This window comes from Microbulbifer sp. NBRC 101763 (assembly GCF_040371615.1).
GTDB classification, from domain to species: domain Bacteria; phylum Pseudomonadota; class Gammaproteobacteria; order Pseudomonadales; family Cellvibrionaceae; genus Microbulbifer; species Microbulbifer variabilis.
This window is the reverse complement of record NZ_BAABQV010000007.1, coordinates 1-16,183: the sequence shown is the minus strand read 5'-3', so window position 1 is coordinate 16,183 and position 16,183 is coordinate 1. Positions and strand designations below refer to the sequence as shown.

Genomic DNA, 16,183 nt, shown 5'->3' with positions numbered 1-16,183 from the left:
AATAAATTGACCCCGCTCCTCTTCCCAGAGGAACGGCGGTAGAAGCGGTTTTCTGGCTCTTTATGGGCCCTGGCTACCTCCTTGAGTAAGGCGCTTTTGGATCTGCTCACACCACTCGGGACTTCCCGGTTCTATTCCGGGAAAGCTGCCACCTGTCAATATGGTTACTGCAGTAAACCATTCTTTACTGCCAACTGGAGGCAGGCCGGATGGGTATAGTTTTGCTATATGGGCACTTTGTCTGGCGATGATTTGTTGCTGCGCCCAAGCGAACCACTCTGGGGTGCAATCCCTTGCGTTCATACTGTGTTCTGTTGGTGGTGCTGGAGTGTTCCCTATAGGCGTGGGCGGTGCGACTGGCTCTTTCATGGCTTCTCTGGCAGTCCCGTCAGGGGCAGGGGTGTCGGGCTCGGGAGATCTGTGGCTATCGGACTGACGCTCACAGCCGTGAATGACAAGCATCAAGACGAGTAGGGGAGCAAAGCGGACCATGAAAACTCAAAAGGGTGACTGATTTGCTCCTAAGCATAGGAGGGATTTTGCGACTTTGCCGGTTACAGAGGTTCCAGGTTGACATTAACATTCATCCAAATGAGAATGCTTCTCAAGTTATCCCGAGGGTGATAGGACTCCCATGTTTACCAGATCTCTATTTCAAAAAGCGATTGCAACTATTGGTTTGATTGGTGCCATTGGTGCCAATGCCGCTGAGCAAGTCAATATTTACTCTTACCGCCAGCCCTTTCTGATTGAGCCGATACTGGAAGAATTCACCGAGAAAACCGGTATTGAGACCAAAGTGGTCTACGCGAGCAAAGGCTTGAACGAGCGACTGCAAAGGGAAGGGCGCAACAGCCCCGCCGATCTGGTGCTCACCTCCAATACCAGTAGCCTGATGGACCTGCTTAACAAGCAGTTGACCCAACCAGTAAACAGTGAAGTCCTGAAAGACAATATCCCGGCACAATTCCGCGATGAGGCCGGCAACTGGTTCGGCCTGACCACCCGGGCGCGTTTGATTTACGCTTCCAAAGACCGTGTTAAGCCCGGTGAAATTACTCGCTATGAAGAGCTGGTAGACCCTAAATGGAAGGGGCGAATCTGTACTCGCAGCGGCAAGCACCCCTATACCCTGTCCCTGATCGCCTCCATGATCGCCCATCACGGTGAAGCAGAAACCAAGCAGTGGCTGCAAGGCGTGAAAGCGAACCTTGCACGTAAGCCCCAAGGCAATGACCGGGCTCAGGTAAAAGCGATCAGCGAGGGTGTCTGCGACCTTTCCCTGGGTAATAGCTACTACTTCGGCAAAATGATTACCAATAAGGAGCAGCCGGAGCAGGTGGATTGGGCCAAGTCAGTCAACCTGGTCTTCCCTAACCAGAAGGATCGCGGCACCCATATGTTTATTTCCGGTGCGGCGCTGACCAAGCATGCCCCCAACCGTGAAAATGCCGTTAAGCTGCTGGAATTCCTCAGTGGCGCCGATGCTCAATACACTTACGCTGAGAAAAACTTTGAGTTCCCGGTGCGCCCCGGCACTGCCCGGTCTGGGTTGATTAAGGAATATATGGGTGAATTCAAGGAAGACGATCTGAGCCTCACAGAAATCGGTTCCTACGTTCCGGCGGCTTCCCGTATGGTTGATGAAGTGCGCTTTGACTTTTAGAATGGTCAACTAATGGGAATTGCTGTCTGGCATATTGGCAGCACTATCTCAGCCTTATTCGAACGGCCCTGTCGAGAGACCAGGGCCGTTCTTTTATAATAAGCTTTTGATTCCTTAATCCATGCTAAACCGAGCGAATTTATCAGCTTCCCGCTGGCTGCTACTGATAGCTACTATTTCCCTACTAGTGGCCCTGCCAGTGTTATCCATCTTTTGGTTGGCATTTTTCCCTGAAGAGAATATCTGGCCGCACCTGTTAGACACGGTGCTGCTCCACTATGTGTCCTCCACATTGATTCTGGCTGGTGGTGTCGGTTTGGTAACGCTGATGGCGGGCGTGGGCAGTGCCTGGCTGGTGAGCATGTGCCAGTTCCCCGGACGCCGTTTGTTCGAATGGGGGCTGTTACTGCCGTTTGCTGTTCCCGCCTATGTGATTGCCTACGTCTATACGGATTTGCTGGAGTATGCGGGCCCTGTGCAAAAGTCCTTGCGCGTCTGGTTTGGCTGGCAGACGGCCAGGGATTACTGGTTCCCCGAAATCCGCAGTATGGGTGGGGCGATTGTCATGCTGTCACTGGTGCTCTTCCCCTATGTGTATATGCTCGCACGCGCGGCATTTATTGAGCAGTGCGGCAGTATACGTGCGGCGAGCCGGTCATTGGGCTGTACGCCCTGGCAGAGCTTTCTGAGAGTATCCCTGCCAATGGCACGCCCGGCAATTGCAGTGGGTTTATCACTGGTGTTGATGGAAACCCTGAATGACTTCGGCACTGTCGACTTCTTTGCCGTGCGCACCTTGAGTGTCGGGATTTACGATACCTGGCTGAGCCACGGAAATTTAGGGGGCGCAGCACAAATTGCCTGTAGCACTCTGATTTTTGTTGTTCTGTTAATTACGCTGGAGCGAATGGGGCGGGCGAGACAGAAGCACTTTGTACAGTCACCAAATTCCCAACGTGAACGCTATGTATTGCGCGGTTGGCGAGCCGGCGTAGCCCTGTTGTTCTGCGGGTTACTGCTGGTGGCGGGTTTTATTATTCCCCTGCTGGTTTTGGGAGGATACGCACTTAGTAACTTCTCCAGCTATTGGAGCGAAGATTTTATACAGATCGCCAGCAATAGCTTGTTACTGTCTATCGCAGCCGCATTGGTCTCTGTATTGCTGGGCTTGCTGTTGGCTTACGGTAAGCGGTTGCAACCCAAAGGGCCCGTGAAGCTTTTAGTCGGCTTTTCCAAGCTGGGTTATGCAATGCCAGGGGCGGTATTGGCGATTGGTGTCCTGATTCCACTGGCTGCATTTGATAATGCCGTCGACGCTTTTTTACGTGAGCACTTCGATATCTCCATAGGGCTACTGTTAAGCGGTAGTATTTTTGCCATTATTTTTGCCTACACGGTGCGCTTCCTGGCCGTATCCACGGGGGCCATAGAATCCAGTCTGGAGAAGGTAACCCCATCAATGGATAGGGCTGCCCGCTCTTTGGGGCGTAATAGCTGGCAAACCCTGTGGGCCGTGCATTTACCTTTGGTGCGTACAGGCCTTCTCACAGGCGGCTTGGTGGTCTTTGTGGATTGTATGAAAGAACTGCCGGCGACTTTGCTACTGCGCCCCTTCGGCTTTGACACCCTGGCGACCTATGTTTATCAATTTGCTTCCGATGAGATGTTGGAACGCTCGGCCATGGGGGCTTTATTGATTGTCCTGGTGGGATTAATTCCGGTGATTATGCTGAGTCGTTCCATTGGTTGGCGTAGAGGTGAGGAGCGCACAGCCCTGGCGAGCTCTGAAACGCCCGCCTTGTCTTGATAGCTTCTATTGGGCTTGGTCAAACACCAGTGCAGAGGAGAGGTGTAGGGGAAGTTTATCGCCCGGTGCCGCTTGAATATCTGCCTTCAAAGCGGCCTCGATAGTATCCCCTGCGGCCAGCTGGAAGCGATAGCTTACCTGGTTACCGAGAAAATTCTTTTCCAAAACCTGAGCCATCACAGCACCGGGATGTTCGCCTGCGGCAATATCCTCACTGCGCACAAACAGCTCGAGCTGATCTCCACTTTCGTACGCAGCTGTCGGCACCTTTACTTCCCCCAGAGGGGTGCTGATCAGGTCATTGCCCACAACAGTACCGGAAATGATATTTCCTTCACTGACGATTCTCGCAACCGCCAAATTCCTCGGCTTCTGATAAGTATCCTGTGGGCTGTCCCACTGCTGTAATTGACCTTGGCTGAGTACTCCCAGCTTGTCTCCAGCAATAAAGGCCTCGTGGCGGTCGTGGGTAACAATAATCGCGGGGATTTTTTCCTCACGTAGTATATGGCGGACTTCGGCGGCGAGACTTCGGCGCAACTCGGTATCCAGATTGGAGAAGGGTTCATCCAGAAGCAACAACTTGGGGCGTGGTGCCAGCGCTCGAGCCAGAGCGACACGCTGCTGCTGTCCGCCGGATAGTTGGTGCGGGTACTGTTGCCCGAAGCCTTCGAGGCGCACTAACCGTAGTAACGACTGAGTACGGGATTGCCGCTTGTTTTTTGGCATCGACTGGATACCGAAGGCAATATTCTGCTCAACGGTAAGATGTGGGAAGAGGGCGTAGTCCTGAAATACCACCCCTATTTTCCGCTGCTCTGCTGGAACCTGTATCTCAGGGGAGGAAATCACCTCCTTTGAGAGCTGGATTCTCCCTTCAGTAACCGGCTGAAAACCTGCAATGGCGTGCAGCAGCGTCGTTTTGCCACAGCCGCTGGGGCCCAATAAACAGGCAATTTCCCCTGCCTGCAAAGCAAACGAGACTGATTCGATAACCACCTGCTCGCCGTAGCAGCACTGCAGGTTTTCTATAGAGAGTATGGGGTGCACAGGTTTTCCGGTAGTTTGGCTTTTAAACACTTCGGGCAGCTTTCGAGTGTAGTTGCTGATCATACTTACCACTAAACCAACCAGTCTAGTGTGAAGCATGCTTTTAGCTGTACAGCGGACGCTTCTTTTGATCGGAGTAGAGTTGGGTGTTTTTTAAGCAGGCAGGTTGTTTAAACACTCAACATAAACCTCATACGCTAATATATCCATTCTCAAGGATATTGAGATTTCGCCTACTCCATAATCATAGTGATCAGCTGAATAGTATCGACATCTAATTGTAAAATAAGCTGGTCCAATTCAGATTATACCATCAGCCTAGGTATTTAGTCGTGTATTGGGCTACAAGTGATTTCGAGCGGAGATAATAATACATCACTTACATTGAATTTTTCAGGGAGGGATATCTTCACTGGACGCTCATCAATACTGAGGTCGATGTGATGATTGGAATTCGCTTTTGAAGTGAGGAAAACTGGAGTAAAACTTTTTGAAGAGGCTAATCAAAGCTCCGTATACGCCTGAGTTTTCCTCTGGTCTATGCCACACTTCCGTTTTAGGCCGAAACCTAACTATACAAGGTATCTACTAAACGTGGGTAAGTTCTACCTTTAGCGCTGTGGCCAAATTAACTTTGCCACTATAGTCATGAAGCTTGTTTTTTAATCTTTGCTTTATGATCATTTATTAATAGAAAGTAAATCCATAAGGTCGATATTGCAGCAAAGAAACACCAGGTTGATACCCATGTTTCACGCTGAGTAAAGTAGACGATAACACCGAGTAGCATGACAAGTGCCCAAAACTTTCTAAAAATTCGATTGCTCGATAATAGAAATAAGAAACCAAGTGAAGAATAAATAATATGTCCTGCTGTAATGGAGAATAAGCTGTCATCGGACATGATATAACATAGGCTATGCCCACATACACTCGTTTTTATTAAGTGTCTTGGCCCTGTTTCTAATAGGACCGGTATCCAAAGGTATAAGCCAAAAATAAAACCTACCATAATTAATATAATAAAAAAAATCCTTTTCCATCTTTTTGTTTCAAGGCTAAAGGCTACGATTGGTATCCAGGCAAGCCAAAAAAGTAGAGCAAAAAATAAAAAGAAAATAGAAGATGCTGTTGTCAGTGAGGTTAAGTTTCCGTTGTGTCCAATCCATACCACGCCTTCACTCACTTGTTGTAGCGCAAAAAGAATAGGGGTAATCGCGAGCAACAAATAGGTTTTATCATTTTTTATAGCGTGTCTTATACACAAAGTACCGCCGACAAGAAGCAGCGCTGCTGATCCGAATGATGCTGTGGCTGAAAAACACATAAGGATATTCTCTATATGTAGAATAATGTATTTTAAGCCAGGGTCTTATGACTTAATCTACAACATAACAATAGCCTTAACCTGGAAAATCAGTATAACTTCGCTAATTTGTACTAAACTTTGGAGTTGATCTGTGAAGACTATATCAAGTTCAGTTCTTTCAATTCTTCCAGTGAGTGAATCTGAAAACATCAACAAAGATGCATCAAAATTGCCCACGGAAATCGATACTTATACAGACAAAGTCTATGTCGCATGAGGGTAACAAGCCAATGCGATGCCGCTCGGTCAGTAGTCGTTCTTTATTCAGTTATAAACGCTGGCCACCGTTTTGACCCTTGAATTGAGGATCGCCCGTTGCATATTAAGGTAATAATGCTCCCACTAAATTCAATGTATTTGGGGTATGTCGGTACTATCTGGTCAAACGCGTTACGCGCGTTTAGCTTGGATCGCCACTGATCCCGCGACAACGGAGCTATTGAGTATGACTAATGTGGTTAGCGATGGCTCAGTCCGTCGCGTCTTGCTCAAACTGGCAGAAAAGCTCGCTAAAGATTTGTTGTAGCAACATTTACTTGAGAGTTATCGTCTCCTATCAACGACAACTTGGATTTTAGACGTGGATACCACGGTTAAACCTACCCGCGGTAAACAAGAACCGGCAGTCAAAGTTGATAACCCCATAAACCTGGGCGTCCTTGTCACACTTTTATGATCGTGAATTTACGGCTCATTTTGGATGTTGTGGTAAAGGCGGACACTCACTGCCATTCGAGTCACAGTTTTCCCGGATTACTGGTCATACTCGAACGACTAGAGCGTTCAAAATGGCCTCGTTTTGTACTTTGGTAACCCCAAGTAACTTAGTTGCATGCCACGGAAATAGCCGACAACAATAAAATTAGAAAAGTCATCTTGATATTTAGGTTATTTATAGATGACTTCCAACACTCTAATAAGGTGAAAAAAGAGGCGTAGCGTATAGAGATCGGATTAATTGGTTTTTTAGGCTGGTTTAGGTAATGCGTAGATATCTCTACTCAAACCGTCATTAAACTGTACCCGCCTAGTTTTTTTTCCGCCTAGCCTTTCTACTAGGGCACGTGCAGCAATATTCTCATCATCCATATAGGTTTCTACTATATTCCATTTGAACTCATTATAAGCGTGCAACAAAGCTGCATTAGATGCTTCTGTAGCTATACCTTTTCCTCGCCCTTCAGGTGTTACCCACCAAGTAAGTTCTCTAGGCCAGTCTTTACCCTGCCAAAAACCACACGTTCCAATATAGCTATTATCTGATTTTAATTGGATGGCCCAAACACCAAAGCCAAGTAAATGCCATGATCCTAGATCGGCTTTCAATCTAGACCAAACTTGTTCTTTTTTAATAGGCCCGCCATACATTTTTGATGCTTCTTTATCTGTATAAAATTCCTCATATACTTCAAAGCACTCTTCGCTTGGCGGAACTAATCTGAGCCTTTCGGTCTCTATTATTGGTATCATAATTTTCCCTTCAGTTTAACGCCTTTAGCAGCGGGCCGAAAAGGCGCCAGGATTTTTGATCCGTTGCCTAAACTTGTTAGAGTAAATATCGCACATTAGTTTTCGCGGACAAAGTTAATCAGACAGAGCGCTAAAAGCAAGGTTGCAATAACGCCAGATCCTCCAGCAATAGCAGAGGGCAAAAAGGCATCTCGTCCAAACGCAATCAAAATTGCATTAGCGAATATGGCAACAGCGCCAACTAATGCAGTCACACCTCCCAATGCCTTGCTATTCCCATGCATTTTGGCTATTCCAAAAATGAGTGCAGCAAATCCTAACAAGAGCTTTGCTGCGTAATAGATCATGAAGGACAAGGCTACAACTGCTCCTGCCGTAGTTCCAAGCACGTCAAGTTGACTAGCGGCTTCGCGAAATGGTCCGAACATAGTAAGACCAATACTAACCTGGACTACATTCAGTACTGCGCTGAACGCAATAGCGGACCATCCAACTTGATAGTTACTAGCTTGCACCATCGCGGCTCCGGCAAATGCTGAGAGAATAGTGAAGAGTAAGGCTTCGAGCCCCCAGAGAATTTGCCGCGGGGCGTTAATCTCAGCAATGTAGAGAGCAGTATAAACTGTCTGCGTAAGCGCCAGTACCAACAGCAGATATGATGTGATTTGGACAGTTTGTTTATTAGTAAAATTCATAATTACATGCCTCGTATTTTCTATGCCCGACTTTTGCTTTTAGGTGTAACTATCGTTCCAATACAATCCGTCTAAAGTTATTAGCTGGTGGCCGATTAGTCCAATTCATCAGGTTCCGTCTCACGCCGCCATCACCCACCGGAAGTAACTGGCGCTTTTTGTGCTCAGCAAAAAAGGTGACAGTTACCGGAGGTCCGTTGTCTGCCCTTGTTTGGTTGTTCTTGCCCGATTCTGATGTTGAAAATCCTTTTCTCCAATGGGTAAATTGAGATCCACCTTCGGCAGCTACCGAAGGCTTTGTTTACCACAGTTCGTTGCAGAGCCGGTTCATAAAGACCGATAGCAAGTAGGAACGTGACAGGCACTCACTAGGCATAATTCGAACAGTCATGTGGGCTTTGAGCCCGAATAGCATTGACGATGATGCTTCTCACCATCTAGATTTCTACTAGAGACGGTACTCTGAAACCCGTCTATCTATATGAGAATAGAGAGGCATGTAAATAAACATAAAAGTGCCATACAAAAGAGTAAAATTCCTTGTGAATTTTCCTCTTCCAATCCTTCCAGTTCTTTCCAAGCCCTTTGACTGCTTTTCTCGCCATTTAAACACTTATAGCTACCATGCTCTTATCAATAACGCCCACAGCAGGAGCGGCAGAAACGTAGTGTAGGCCGTCCCGCGCAGGCCCGAAGGCGAAGGGCCGGAGCAACCTGCCTGTATTTTTTAAGCATTTTTTCGCTCAGCAAGTTTTAACATACTGCATATCACCAAGGCCATTAACTCTGCAGGTAGAGTGAAAAGCAAGAGCACTATTGGTGCGACGATAACATGTATTTGTGTCGCTGATGTGTCTGAGTTTTCAGCGCGACCGTTCAAGGTGTAGTAGGTATAAGCAACCATGCTTAAGGCTACAGAAAAGATAGCTACAAGCTTGAAAGGTAGCTGGGGAAAACTGGAAAATTTAGAAACACCTTGTAAGATCAGATTGGCCAATATTGGCGCAGCTACAGCACCAAGGTTAGCTACGCAAAAGCCCCAAAAGTTGAAATAGCCTTCTTCGTACCAATTGTAAATCGATAGTAAGAAAATAAACGCTATCAGAACCCAAAGATATTTGTTCATACTTATGCTTAACGTTGCTGACACGCGCTTGTCGTGTGCTCAGTATTATTAAATTTTTTAACGTCCATAAGGCCACTCCGAGCCAATCGGCTCTGAAACATGCCAATAAAGAAGCTCGATGTACCGCAGGGGGCCATATACCCATACTGCAACTTGTCCTACCCCGGCAGCGAATGGCTGAAGTGAACCAACAAAGTCCCCTCTGCGCACACTATGCTGATATATCTTCTTACCAGTCCCTACCTCTGATTTGTAACCAGTCGCATGTACGAGAATGTCACTACGCCTGATCTCAACATATCCCAGTAGGTAAATTGCTAAAGCAACTAGGAGAGCTATTTTTTTCATGAAATTTAACGCCTCAATGTGCGGCGAGCGTTAGTGAGTCCAGCCCAAGCTCGCTTGGGCGATGCACCATTGACTTGTTATGAGTGATTCCTAGTACCAACTCGAATTGCTTATAGTTTTTTATTTGATAAAGACCTACTGATGCAGATTTAGCTAATGGCATTAACCATCCGCCACGATACAGCCAACGCCCAGAATCGTTGCCACCAGTTTAAAGCCCTTTGACCAATCCATTCGTATCTTTTTGTCAGACGCAACCTTGGTTTGCCACAATGAGTAAAAGGCTTCAATATCTTTTGGCTGAGTTAGCTCATTTATTTTTTTGAACTCACCATCAAAAACTGTAACGGACTTATTCTCTGCGAATGTCGCGCTACAAAATAAAGTCAGTGACAGAAATAGTATGTTCTTCATTAAATTACTCATAACGCCCGCTGAGGCCCGAAGGGCCGTAGCACCCTGCTTGCGTTTGTTAGGTGATTGATGCTTGCGCAGAGCTTTGCGTACCATTTTCACTTGCCGATAAATAGTGATTCCATACACCCGCTGCACCTGTAATTGCTACGCACACTAGAAAGCAGCCGATACATCTAAGGGCATTTACTCTATTTTTGTTACCTAGATCAGTAAACAAAGAAGGCATGAAGACCGCAAATGGGAGCGCCGCTCCCCATTTTCGATTTTCCCTCATGTTCTTGTTCGCTTCAAAGATATAGAAAAAACCAGCGATTCCAAATCCTAACCCAGCGACACTGGATAGCAAGAATAATACGTAGCTAACTAAGGCTATTCCTTCTGTACTCATAATCACCTAACGCCTTGCGGAGGGGCGAAGGGCGCAGCACCTTGTCCCGCTTGCGCAATTGTTATGTTTATGGCTGGCACGGTACTAGGTACTTAGCGTCAGGTTTTGGGACATTTTCTTCTTTTCCATTTATCCAGTAAGGGCTAGGGTGGACTAGGGAGAAAGATGGTAGTTCGATTTCCATTTCCGTACCACCTGAGGTTATGCTCCCCCGAACAGCCCAATATCTCCCAATTGTTCCCCACCCATGGTGAACTACTCTTGAGATGGTAATCTGAGTGCCTGACGGAACCTCAAATAGCATAGTCCTCTGTTTTTCAAATAGGAGCTTATCGAATTGTTTTTTATCAAATGCTTCACGATTTTCAAGATAAACAGTCCAGCTAGACGGAAATCCACCTTGTCCTACCGCCTGCACACTATTACATAGTTCGCTATTTTCATTAAATCCAGTTAAGTCAGCACATCGCCCTTCGTAAATGAATGCATTCTTCTTGAATTCGAAGCACTGCCCGATTAAATGCATTGCTTCAGGGGCCTCGCCCATATCCATGGAGGTGATGCAACCTGCCAGCAACGCAGGCAATAGTAAAACTAATTTTTGATGCATAAAAAATAGTTCTTAGTAAACATAACGCCCGCGTCATTTGCCGCAGCGCATCGGAGGTCAAATGCACGCGTTTATTATATTTTCGCCGCATTCTTTAGGTTGCTACCCTTTAGCGACACAATTTGATCTGCCAAAGTGAAAAGCTCTTCATCAATGGTACTGCCGTAGTATGGTTTAACTTCAATCACATTATTGTATTCAGACTTCACCAGATGTGGCTTATCATCAATGACTATAAAATTTTCGTAGCTCCAACCTAGCTCAACGATTTTTCTTGTATCTTTGACAAGCGCATCATAACCGTCATTTTCAGTTATTTGAGCGCAATCTTCCCTAGTCAAAAGAAACTCTAGGTTATCTACACCACCAAAAAGTCTTTTAACGATATCCTGAGTATACAGGCCATAAGACGCTGTCCAAACCGCTAAAACGAAATGCTCGGACAATTCTGCAAGGAGTCTCTCGGCTCCGGGCCTTATATGCACCATCGCATTTGATATAGAAAAACTTGGTTTCTTACCAATCCATTCATGGCATGAGTGAATTAGTGTTTCATCCAAGTCAAGAACAACTAGTTGCCTGCTCATAGTGCCCTAATAAATATAACGCCTACGATAATGGGCCGCAGTGCCGGCGCGAAGCGCCGGAACGGAGGTCCGAGGCCACTTGCGGCCGGGCGTTGATTGTATTGTTAGACATTTAAGAAAACCATTCCTTTGACTCTTTTGCATTTAGCAGTAGAAACACGAAAAGAAAACACACTGCCTCCCCTATACCCGTGTATATAGAATACTCCTCTAAAGGGGTATAAATACTCATACCTGCAACCAATAATGCCAGAATTAGAAATGTATTCTTCGGATTGTCACTTCTAGTTCGGATTGAGCTTGAAACCCAATATAGAATTCCGGCCCAAACCGGGATAAATAGATAGTTATATATATCGTAGGGCCCTTCTTCCGAGGCATAGGTCAGCTCTTCAATTAGAAAGATCATAAAGCTAAGCACAATAAACCCAAATGCAAAATATATTGTTTTTGGCATCACTTTCGTATCTGTATTTAAATCTGATTCTGGAATTTTGTATGGGTCCATGATTTATGCCTAACGCCAAGCCTCGCTGCCTGTGATTGTTAACTTTGATCTACGCTCTTGAGCTTAACTCGCGCACCTAGCTTCCTAGCAATTCCAGTGAGCACAGAGTCAAAGGGATTTTCATACTGAATAAAACGAACCCCATGCTCAGTAAAATGAAAGCAAACTTTCCCATCGTAAGGAAATCGCTCTAAGTTCATAGAGCTTGGAACCCAGTAACCAGACCCCGGAATCTCAATTTCTAGAAACTCTTTTGTAAATGGGTTTTGCTGAATCAGTTTATCGGTGACTAGAAAGTTCGGCTCTCCACTCACAACTTCACGCCATTCATCAACCGATATCCTTCCCCCATCCCTTTCTATGATGCAATGCTTCATTGGCTACTCGTAAAGCTAACGCCTTGCTTAGGGGTGCGCACTTTTTGCGCGTCCCGTGGAGGCCCGTCTTTTGGGCCGCAACATACTACAGCAACTTGTTAAGTGTTGTAGTAGTAATTTGCCAGGACTATGCCGACAATAACTAAACAACTAAAAGCTACTTGTTTAATGCTAAAGCCCTTCTTATCACTGGCTCTGGCTGAATATTTAGCTATGGCATAAATAGATATGCCATATAAAAATAGTCCGGCTATGAGTACCAGCCAAGACTTATATATTACAGCCAAAACCGGTATTGCTATCGGCAAAAATACATAACCAATTGCCGTAGCTAGTTTTTGAAGAGCATCTCTCAGTTCTGGGTGCATAGACACTTTAGCCTGTCCGATTTCCTGCGCTTGTTAAGTTCGTTATTTTTCGCCTTCATAGCCCATATGATAAACATACTTTTCTAACGATCTCATTAGCCAGCTATCGTCGTCACAGTGTATGTGCGCTTGATAGTGCTTTCCTTTTTCTTGCAATGAATACCAGTGTTCCATGTCCTCTGCGAATATGACATCACCCGGTAATGGTTCAGGAGTCATAAAATAGGGATCTACTGTCTCTAGTTTTTTCCACCATGCTTCCAATTCAAATGGTGTCATTTGAGGAAACCAGAACCAATGCTTATAGCCATACTCTTCTTCGAGTAAGACCATGAATTCTTTTTCTCTATACTCGATATCTTTCTGCATGACTCAAGAATTTAACATCCACAGCTGGGGCGGCTTACCTTATGCGCGTCTTGCGCGAAAATGGGAGCGAAGCGGCCAGCACAAAGGTGCATAGCATTGACCGTCCGGTGCAGCGCCTGGTTAAGTTTGATTGGCACGGTGCCCATTATAAGCAGCTCTATACTTAGTGAGATTTACGCTTAAAAAGTCGCATCCAAAATATGCCTTCAAAAATTATACCTAGAACCAGGAAAATTGCGCCGCCTGCCGGAATACCAAATACATAGCATGCAATTGCAACAAAGAAACATAGCAGTGTCAGCCCCCACCTTTTTATCAACTTCAATGCGTTCTCCTTTTTGATTTTTCGTAATCACTCGACCGCAAATTTAACGACCACAGCACGGGCGGCCAGAGCGCAACGTAGGCCGTCTCGCGAAGGACCGAAGGGCCGTAGCAACATGCCTGTAATTGTTAGCTGCCTTTGCGTAATTGCTCATTATATATTTCCTGTATCTCAGCATGGCCAACTACTCTTGAGCCTTCTCGAACCTCCAGATGAGCACCAGTCTCTAGGCATTTTGGGTATGCCTCTGGCGTGATGAATTTAACAAACGCTAGAGTGCGCCTGTTAGGTTCCGCAATCCCCGCATCAATAAACCAATGAATTGTAGTCGTGAGGTAGTCGGCTTTAACCCTGTAATGAGGTCGGTATCCATTCTTTACGATGATATCTTTACCGGAAAGACATATCTGCACAAGAACATCAGGCTCCCAGTCTGGATTTTCAATTCTATTGAATTTATCAGATATCACATTTGTCTCTTACAACAGTTAACGCTTGCAGCTGGGGCGGAAAAACCAGAGCGAAGCGGCGATTTTTGCGTCCCTAGCCTGCACTTGTTAGCTGCGGACCTCTACCACAGCTACGGATTTACATACTACAAAGCATGTATCAAACACCAATGCCTTGCACCCACCCTCAGGATTATATGAGGGAATAAAATTAGTTTTAATGTGATTACCAACTGCACTTTGATAAAGCTCCATTAGCGGTTTTGGCCCCTGCGCTAGTTGCCCATTAGAGCCTTTACAGAACTCTATGAACTGGCCTGCGTTATATGTATTGGCAAAGTCAGTAAGGGGACGCCAGCCACCAAATAGTTTTTCATGAGCCTCCCAAACTCGCCCTAGTATTTCATACCTATTTTCTGGCTGTGAGGAGTAATAAAGATACCCATGAGGCTCATTGTGATTCCATAGTAACTGGTGAGAATCCGTAAATTCGATCTCGCCAGACACAGAAGGCCGCACTTCGCTTTCTGTTACTCCATGACACGTAATCTTGAAATAGCGCGTAACATCATAGTCGTTCCAATCATCACACTGGAAATCGATTATTAAATCATCTGAATAATCTACGGCGGTGATTCGACCGTTAAGATCTTCGTATAGCTTCTCTGATAATTCTTTGATGTTCATATTTACGCGCAGCTAACGCCTTTATAAACGGCGTGCGTTTTTCAGCGCGTCCAGTTGCAGCCGTTTTCTGGCTGCAACGATGTTTAATAAACTTGTTATATCCTGGCTATTTGTAGATTTTGGGATCAACTTCATATTCTCCACCCATTTCCTTGGGCTTCAAGCTCGGGTGTTGCTCGTAGATGGGGTTCATGAAGCTAGTAAGTAGTTCACCCATCACTTTTCCTGTGGCTTGCTGGTAGTTTTTAAACTCTTGTTCAGAGCATCCATCCTTAATAAGAGCAAGATTATTATCCATTGCAGCCCCTATTTTAAGTGCAAGCAAGCTTGTTTTTTCAGCTAGTTCTCTATCCATAGGTAGTATCCGTATAACGCCCGCAACACGGGACAATTTGTAGCGACGAAGGAGCGGAAAATTGTTCCTCGTGCTTGCGTTTGTTAAGTGCACTTTTCATTTGCACAGATTTTCATGTATTGACTATCAAACTCCGGGGGATTTGTTGTGCCCCTAGTACTTAGCCATGTAGGGAAGGCCAGTACAGAATTAGTGGGGAGCTCTATTTCTAAACCTTTATTATCCCCTGAAACTATCTCGGCTCGAATAGCCCAATAGTAGCCGTTGGACCCCCAAGGATATTGAACCAACCTAGTCATTTTGAATACAGTGCCCTTGGGTATAGCCTTAATGATTGTGCGTTGCTTCTCGAATGCTAGCTTCGTGAATAGCCTTTGATCCCATGAGGCCTTTGAAGCAAGGTATTGCTGATAGTCTTTAGGTGTAGTTGAATATTCGTTCCCAGAGTTAAAAGCTTGGACAGCAGTGCACCATTCTGTCGATTGGATACCCGCATTTACATCGGCGCACCGGCCTTCATACAAGTAGCCATCTTTGACGAGCGCAAAATATGAACCAATGAAGGCTTCTGCTATTGCCTCATTAGTTTTGTCGTGGACAACGACACAACCACTAAGCAAGACAATAAAAGACACGACTAGGTATTTCACACACACCTCTTGTGCACTTAACGCCTTTGTAACGGGCAGCTTTGCTGCGAAGCAGCGCTTAAAGCTGTCCAGCCCGAAGGGCGATCGTTGACAAACTTGTTATGTGTTTGCGCTACGACCCCCAACTATTGCGAACCAAAAAAACGCTACTCCTGCTAATACAACCGCAAGTGCTGTGTGGTTTGGCTCTATGCTGCGTATATAAATCAAAGGCGAACCAGCCATCGCCAATGAAACAAATAGGTATGCAAGTTGCGGCCACCTTTTTGTACCGTTCATATTCTTCCGCCAGGCATTCAACAACAGAGTGCCAGCCGGAATGAAAACGATCATGAATACTTCAAATATTCCCATATATCTCTACTACACATAACGCCGCCAGCAGGGGCCGAAAAACCAGAGCGAAGCGGCGGTTTTTTGGTCCCTCTGGCTGGCCTTGTTAGGCAAAGTACTCATCTAGGGCCTCCCTCTGGTGCTTTGTCATGACGCGGTTCGGTAAAACGTATTCTGCTTTTGCGCCATCGAAGCACGAACACTGATTAAGCCAAGGAATGCCGTACTC

At 45.9% G+C, this 16,183-nt stretch carries 22 protein-coding genes; 4 read left to right on the top strand and 18 right to left on the bottom strand.

What is annotated here, in order from left to right; translation table 11 throughout:
- Positions 1 to 60: 60 nt before the first annotated feature.
- Entirely contained in the window at positions 61 to 492 is a 432-nt protein-coding gene (locus ABWV76_RS17465; RefSeq protein WP_020412326.1) for a hypothetical protein, read from the bottom strand.
- Between the two features lie 142 nt (positions 493 to 634).
- On the opposite strand from ABWV76_RS17465, the gene ABWV76_RS17460 reads away from it, so the two are divergent.
- Together ABWV76_RS17460 and ABWV76_RS17455 are read left to right on the top strand one after the other, a co-directional pair.
- Positions 635 to 1,666 (top strand): Fe(3+) ABC transporter substrate-binding protein, encoded by a 1,032-nt coding sequence (locus ABWV76_RS17460; RefSeq protein WP_353376781.1) that lies wholly within the window; start codon positions 635 to 637, stop codon positions 1,664 to 1,666.
- A 121-nt stretch (positions 1,667 to 1,787) separates the two neighbouring features.
- Positions 1,788 to 3,473, top strand: coding sequence for an ABC transporter permease (locus ABWV76_RS17455; RefSeq protein ID WP_353376780.1), 1,686 nt, complete (start codon positions 1,788 to 1,790; stop codon positions 3,471 to 3,473).
- 6 nt (positions 3,474 to 3,479) lie between these two features.
- Here ABWV76_RS17455 and ABWV76_RS17450 read toward each other — a convergent pair whose 3' ends face one another.
- Together ABWV76_RS17450 and ABWV76_RS17445 are read right to left on the bottom strand one after the other, a co-directional pair.
- On the bottom strand, positions 3,480 to 4,586 hold the full coding sequence (locus tag ABWV76_RS17450) for an ABC transporter ATP-binding protein (protein WP_353376778.1): 1,107 nt from the start codon (positions 4,584 to 4,586) through the stop codon (positions 3,480 to 3,482).
- A gap of 583 nt (positions 4,587 to 5,169) precedes the next feature.
- Positions 5,170 to 5,850: a DUF6629 family protein gene (locus tag ABWV76_RS17445; protein WP_353376777.1), complete on the bottom strand. Its 681-nt coding sequence runs from the start codon at positions 5,848 to 5,850 to the stop codon at positions 5,170 to 5,172.
- Between the two features lie 406 nt (positions 5,851 to 6,256).
- Here ABWV76_RS17445 and ABWV76_RS17440 point away from each other — a divergent pair, with 406 nt between their 5' ends.
- Complete coding sequence (locus tag ABWV76_RS17440; RefSeq protein ID WP_157533383.1) at positions 6,257 to 6,418, top strand: hypothetical protein; 162 nt, start codon at positions 6,257 to 6,259, stop codon at positions 6,416 to 6,418.
- A 440-nt stretch (positions 6,419 to 6,858) separates the two neighbouring features.
- Here the strand turns inward: ABWV76_RS17440 and ABWV76_RS17435 are convergent, their stop codons facing one another.
- From ABWV76_RS17435 to ABWV76_RS17385, 11 genes are all read right to left on the bottom strand, one after another.
- A complete protein-coding gene (locus ABWV76_RS17435) occupies positions 6,859 to 7,362 on the bottom strand; it encodes a GNAT family N-acetyltransferase (protein WP_353376776.1) in 504 nt (167 codons plus the stop codon).
- A 95-nt stretch (positions 7,363 to 7,457) separates the two neighbouring features.
- Positions 7,458 to 8,057, bottom strand: a complete 600-nt coding sequence (locus tag ABWV76_RS17430) for a hypothetical protein (RefSeq protein ID WP_020412332.1) — start codon at positions 8,055 to 8,057, stop codon at positions 7,458 to 7,460.
- Between the two features lie 727 nt (positions 8,058 to 8,784).
- Positions 8,785 to 9,183 (bottom strand): hypothetical protein, encoded by a 399-nt coding sequence (locus tag ABWV76_RS17425; protein WP_353376775.1) that lies wholly within the window; start codon positions 9,181 to 9,183, stop codon positions 8,785 to 8,787.
- Positions 9,184 to 9,693: 510 nt separating this feature from the next.
- A complete protein-coding gene (locus ABWV76_RS17420) occupies positions 9,694 to 9,957 on the bottom strand; it encodes a hypothetical protein (RefSeq protein WP_353376774.1) in 264 nt (87 codons plus the stop codon).
- A 46-nt stretch (positions 9,958 to 10,003) separates the two neighbouring features.
- On the bottom strand, positions 10,004 to 10,336 hold the full coding sequence (locus ABWV76_RS17415; RefSeq protein ID WP_353376773.1) for a hypothetical protein: 333 nt from the start codon (positions 10,334 to 10,336) through the stop codon (positions 10,004 to 10,006).
- A 67-nt stretch (positions 10,337 to 10,403) separates the two neighbouring features.
- Positions 10,404 to 10,946 carry a hypothetical protein gene (locus ABWV76_RS17410; protein WP_353376771.1) on the bottom strand — a complete coding sequence of 181 codons (543 nt, stop codon included), beginning with the start codon at positions 10,944 to 10,946 and terminating at the stop codon, positions 10,404 to 10,406.
- A gap of 74 nt (positions 10,947 to 11,020) precedes the next feature.
- The gene (locus ABWV76_RS17405; protein WP_353376770.1) at positions 11,021 to 11,533 is read right to left on the bottom strand and encodes an HAD family hydrolase; all 513 of its coding nucleotides are present in this window, start codon (positions 11,531 to 11,533) and stop codon (positions 11,021 to 11,023) included.
- 112 nt (positions 11,534 to 11,645) lie between these two features.
- Positions 11,646 to 12,041, bottom strand: a complete 396-nt coding sequence (locus ABWV76_RS17400; protein WP_353376769.1) for a hypothetical protein — start codon at positions 12,039 to 12,041, stop codon at positions 11,646 to 11,648.
- A gap of 38 nt (positions 12,042 to 12,079) precedes the next feature.
- Positions 12,080 to 12,418, bottom strand: coding sequence for a hypothetical protein (locus ABWV76_RS17395; RefSeq protein ID WP_353376768.1), 339 nt, complete (start codon positions 12,416 to 12,418; stop codon positions 12,080 to 12,082).
- Between the two features lie 98 nt (positions 12,419 to 12,516).
- On the bottom strand, positions 12,517 to 12,786 hold the full coding sequence (locus tag ABWV76_RS17390; protein WP_353376767.1) for a hypothetical protein: 270 nt from the start codon (positions 12,784 to 12,786) through the stop codon (positions 12,517 to 12,519).
- Between the two features lie 42 nt (positions 12,787 to 12,828).
- Positions 12,829 to 13,155 (bottom strand): hypothetical protein, encoded by a 327-nt coding sequence (locus ABWV76_RS17385; RefSeq protein ID WP_353376766.1) that lies wholly within the window; start codon positions 13,153 to 13,155, stop codon positions 12,829 to 12,831.
- 41 nt (positions 13,156 to 13,196) lie between these two features.
- On the opposite strand from ABWV76_RS17385, the gene ABWV76_RS17380 reads away from it, so the two are divergent.
- The gene (locus ABWV76_RS17380; RefSeq protein WP_353376765.1) at positions 13,197 to 13,322 is read left to right on the top strand and encodes a hypothetical protein; all 126 of its coding nucleotides are present in this window, start codon (positions 13,197 to 13,199) and stop codon (positions 13,320 to 13,322) included.
- A 286-nt stretch (positions 13,323 to 13,608) separates the two neighbouring features.
- Here ABWV76_RS17380 and ABWV76_RS17375 read toward each other — a convergent pair whose 3' ends face one another.
- From ABWV76_RS17375 to ABWV76_RS17360, 4 genes are all read right to left on the bottom strand, one after another.
- Positions 13,609 to 13,950 carry a hypothetical protein gene (locus ABWV76_RS17375; RefSeq protein WP_020412340.1) on the bottom strand — a complete coding sequence of 114 codons (342 nt, stop codon included), beginning with the start codon at positions 13,948 to 13,950 and terminating at the stop codon, positions 13,609 to 13,611.
- Between the two features lie 87 nt (positions 13,951 to 14,037).
- Positions 14,038 to 14,616, bottom strand: a complete 579-nt coding sequence (locus ABWV76_RS17370; RefSeq protein ID WP_353376764.1) for a hypothetical protein — start codon at positions 14,614 to 14,616, stop codon at positions 14,038 to 14,040.
- A 106-nt stretch (positions 14,617 to 14,722) separates the two neighbouring features.
- Positions 14,723 to 14,971: a hypothetical protein gene (locus ABWV76_RS17365; RefSeq protein ID WP_353376763.1), complete on the bottom strand. Its 249-nt coding sequence runs from the start codon at positions 14,969 to 14,971 to the stop codon at positions 14,723 to 14,725.
- 83 nt (positions 14,972 to 15,054) lie between these two features.
- Positions 15,055 to 15,621 carry a hypothetical protein gene (locus tag ABWV76_RS17360; RefSeq protein WP_282951338.1) on the bottom strand — a complete coding sequence of 189 codons (567 nt, stop codon included), beginning with the start codon at positions 15,619 to 15,621 and terminating at the stop codon, positions 15,055 to 15,057.
- Positions 15,622 to 16,183: the final 562 nt, after the last annotated feature.

Coding starts and splice junctions, on each gene's coding strand:
- ABWV76_RS17460 (WP_353376781.1), top strand. CDS start 635: ATGTTTACCAGATCTCTATTTCAAAAAGCGATTGCAACTATTGGTTTG.
- ABWV76_RS17415 (WP_353376773.1), bottom strand. CDS start 10,336: ATGAGTACAGAAGGAATAGCCTTAGTTAGCTACGTATTATTCTTGCTA.
- ABWV76_RS17385 (WP_353376766.1), bottom strand. CDS start 13,155: ATGCAGAAAGATATCGAGTATAGAGAAAAAGAATTCATGGTCTTACTC.
- ABWV76_RS17370 (WP_353376764.1), bottom strand. CDS start 14,616: ATGAACATCAAAGAATTATCAGAGAAGCTATACGAAGATCTTAACGGT.
- ABWV76_RS17395 (WP_353376768.1), bottom strand. CDS start 12,418: ATGAAGCATTGCATCATAGAAAGGGATGGGGGAAGGATATCGGTTGAT.
- ABWV76_RS17465 (WP_020412326.1), bottom strand. CDS start 492: ATGGTCCGCTTTGCTCCCCTACTCGTCTTGATGCTTGTCATTCACGGC.
- ABWV76_RS17450 (WP_353376778.1), bottom strand. CDS start 4,586: ATGATCAGCAACTACACTCGAAAGCTGCCCGAAGTGTTTAAAAGCCAA.
- ABWV76_RS17420 (WP_353376774.1), bottom strand. CDS start 9,957: ATGAGTAATTTAATGAAGAACATACTATTTCTGTCACTGACTTTATTT.
- ABWV76_RS17390 (WP_353376767.1), bottom strand. CDS start 12,786: ATGCACCCAGAACTGAGAGATGCTCTTCAAAAACTAGCTACGGCAATT.
- ABWV76_RS17455 (WP_353376780.1), top strand. CDS start 1,788: ATGCTAAACCGAGCGAATTTATCAGCTTCCCGCTGGCTGCTACTGATA.
- ABWV76_RS17445 (WP_353376777.1), bottom strand. CDS start 5,850: ATGTGTTTTTCAGCCACAGCATCATTCGGATCAGCAGCGCTGCTTCTT.
- ABWV76_RS17380 (WP_353376765.1), top strand. CDS start 13,197: ATGCGCGTCTTGCGCGAAAATGGGAGCGAAGCGGCCAGCACAAAGGTG.
- ABWV76_RS17410 (WP_353376771.1), bottom strand. CDS start 10,946: ATGCATCAAAAATTAGTTTTACTATTGCCTGCGTTGCTGGCAGGTTGC.
- ABWV76_RS17425 (WP_353376775.1), bottom strand. CDS start 9,183: ATGAACAAATATCTTTGGGTTCTGATAGCGTTTATTTTCTTACTATCG.
- ABWV76_RS17365 (WP_353376763.1), bottom strand. CDS start 14,971: ATGGATAGAGAACTAGCTGAAAAAACAAGCTTGCTTGCACTTAAAATA.
- ABWV76_RS17400 (WP_353376769.1), bottom strand. CDS start 12,041: ATGGACCCATACAAAATTCCAGAATCAGATTTAAATACAGATACGAAA.
- ABWV76_RS17440 (WP_157533383.1), top strand. CDS start 6,257: ATGTCGGTACTATCTGGTCAAACGCGTTACGCGCGTTTAGCTTGGATC.
- ABWV76_RS17435 (WP_353376776.1), bottom strand. CDS start 7,362: ATGATACCAATAATAGAGACCGAAAGGCTCAGATTAGTTCCGCCAAGC.
- ABWV76_RS17430 (WP_020412332.1), bottom strand. CDS start 8,057: ATGAATTTTACTAATAAACAAACTGTCCAAATCACATCATATCTGCTG.
- ABWV76_RS17405 (WP_353376770.1), bottom strand. CDS start 11,533: ATGAGCAGGCAACTAGTTGTTCTTGACTTGGATGAAACACTAATTCAC.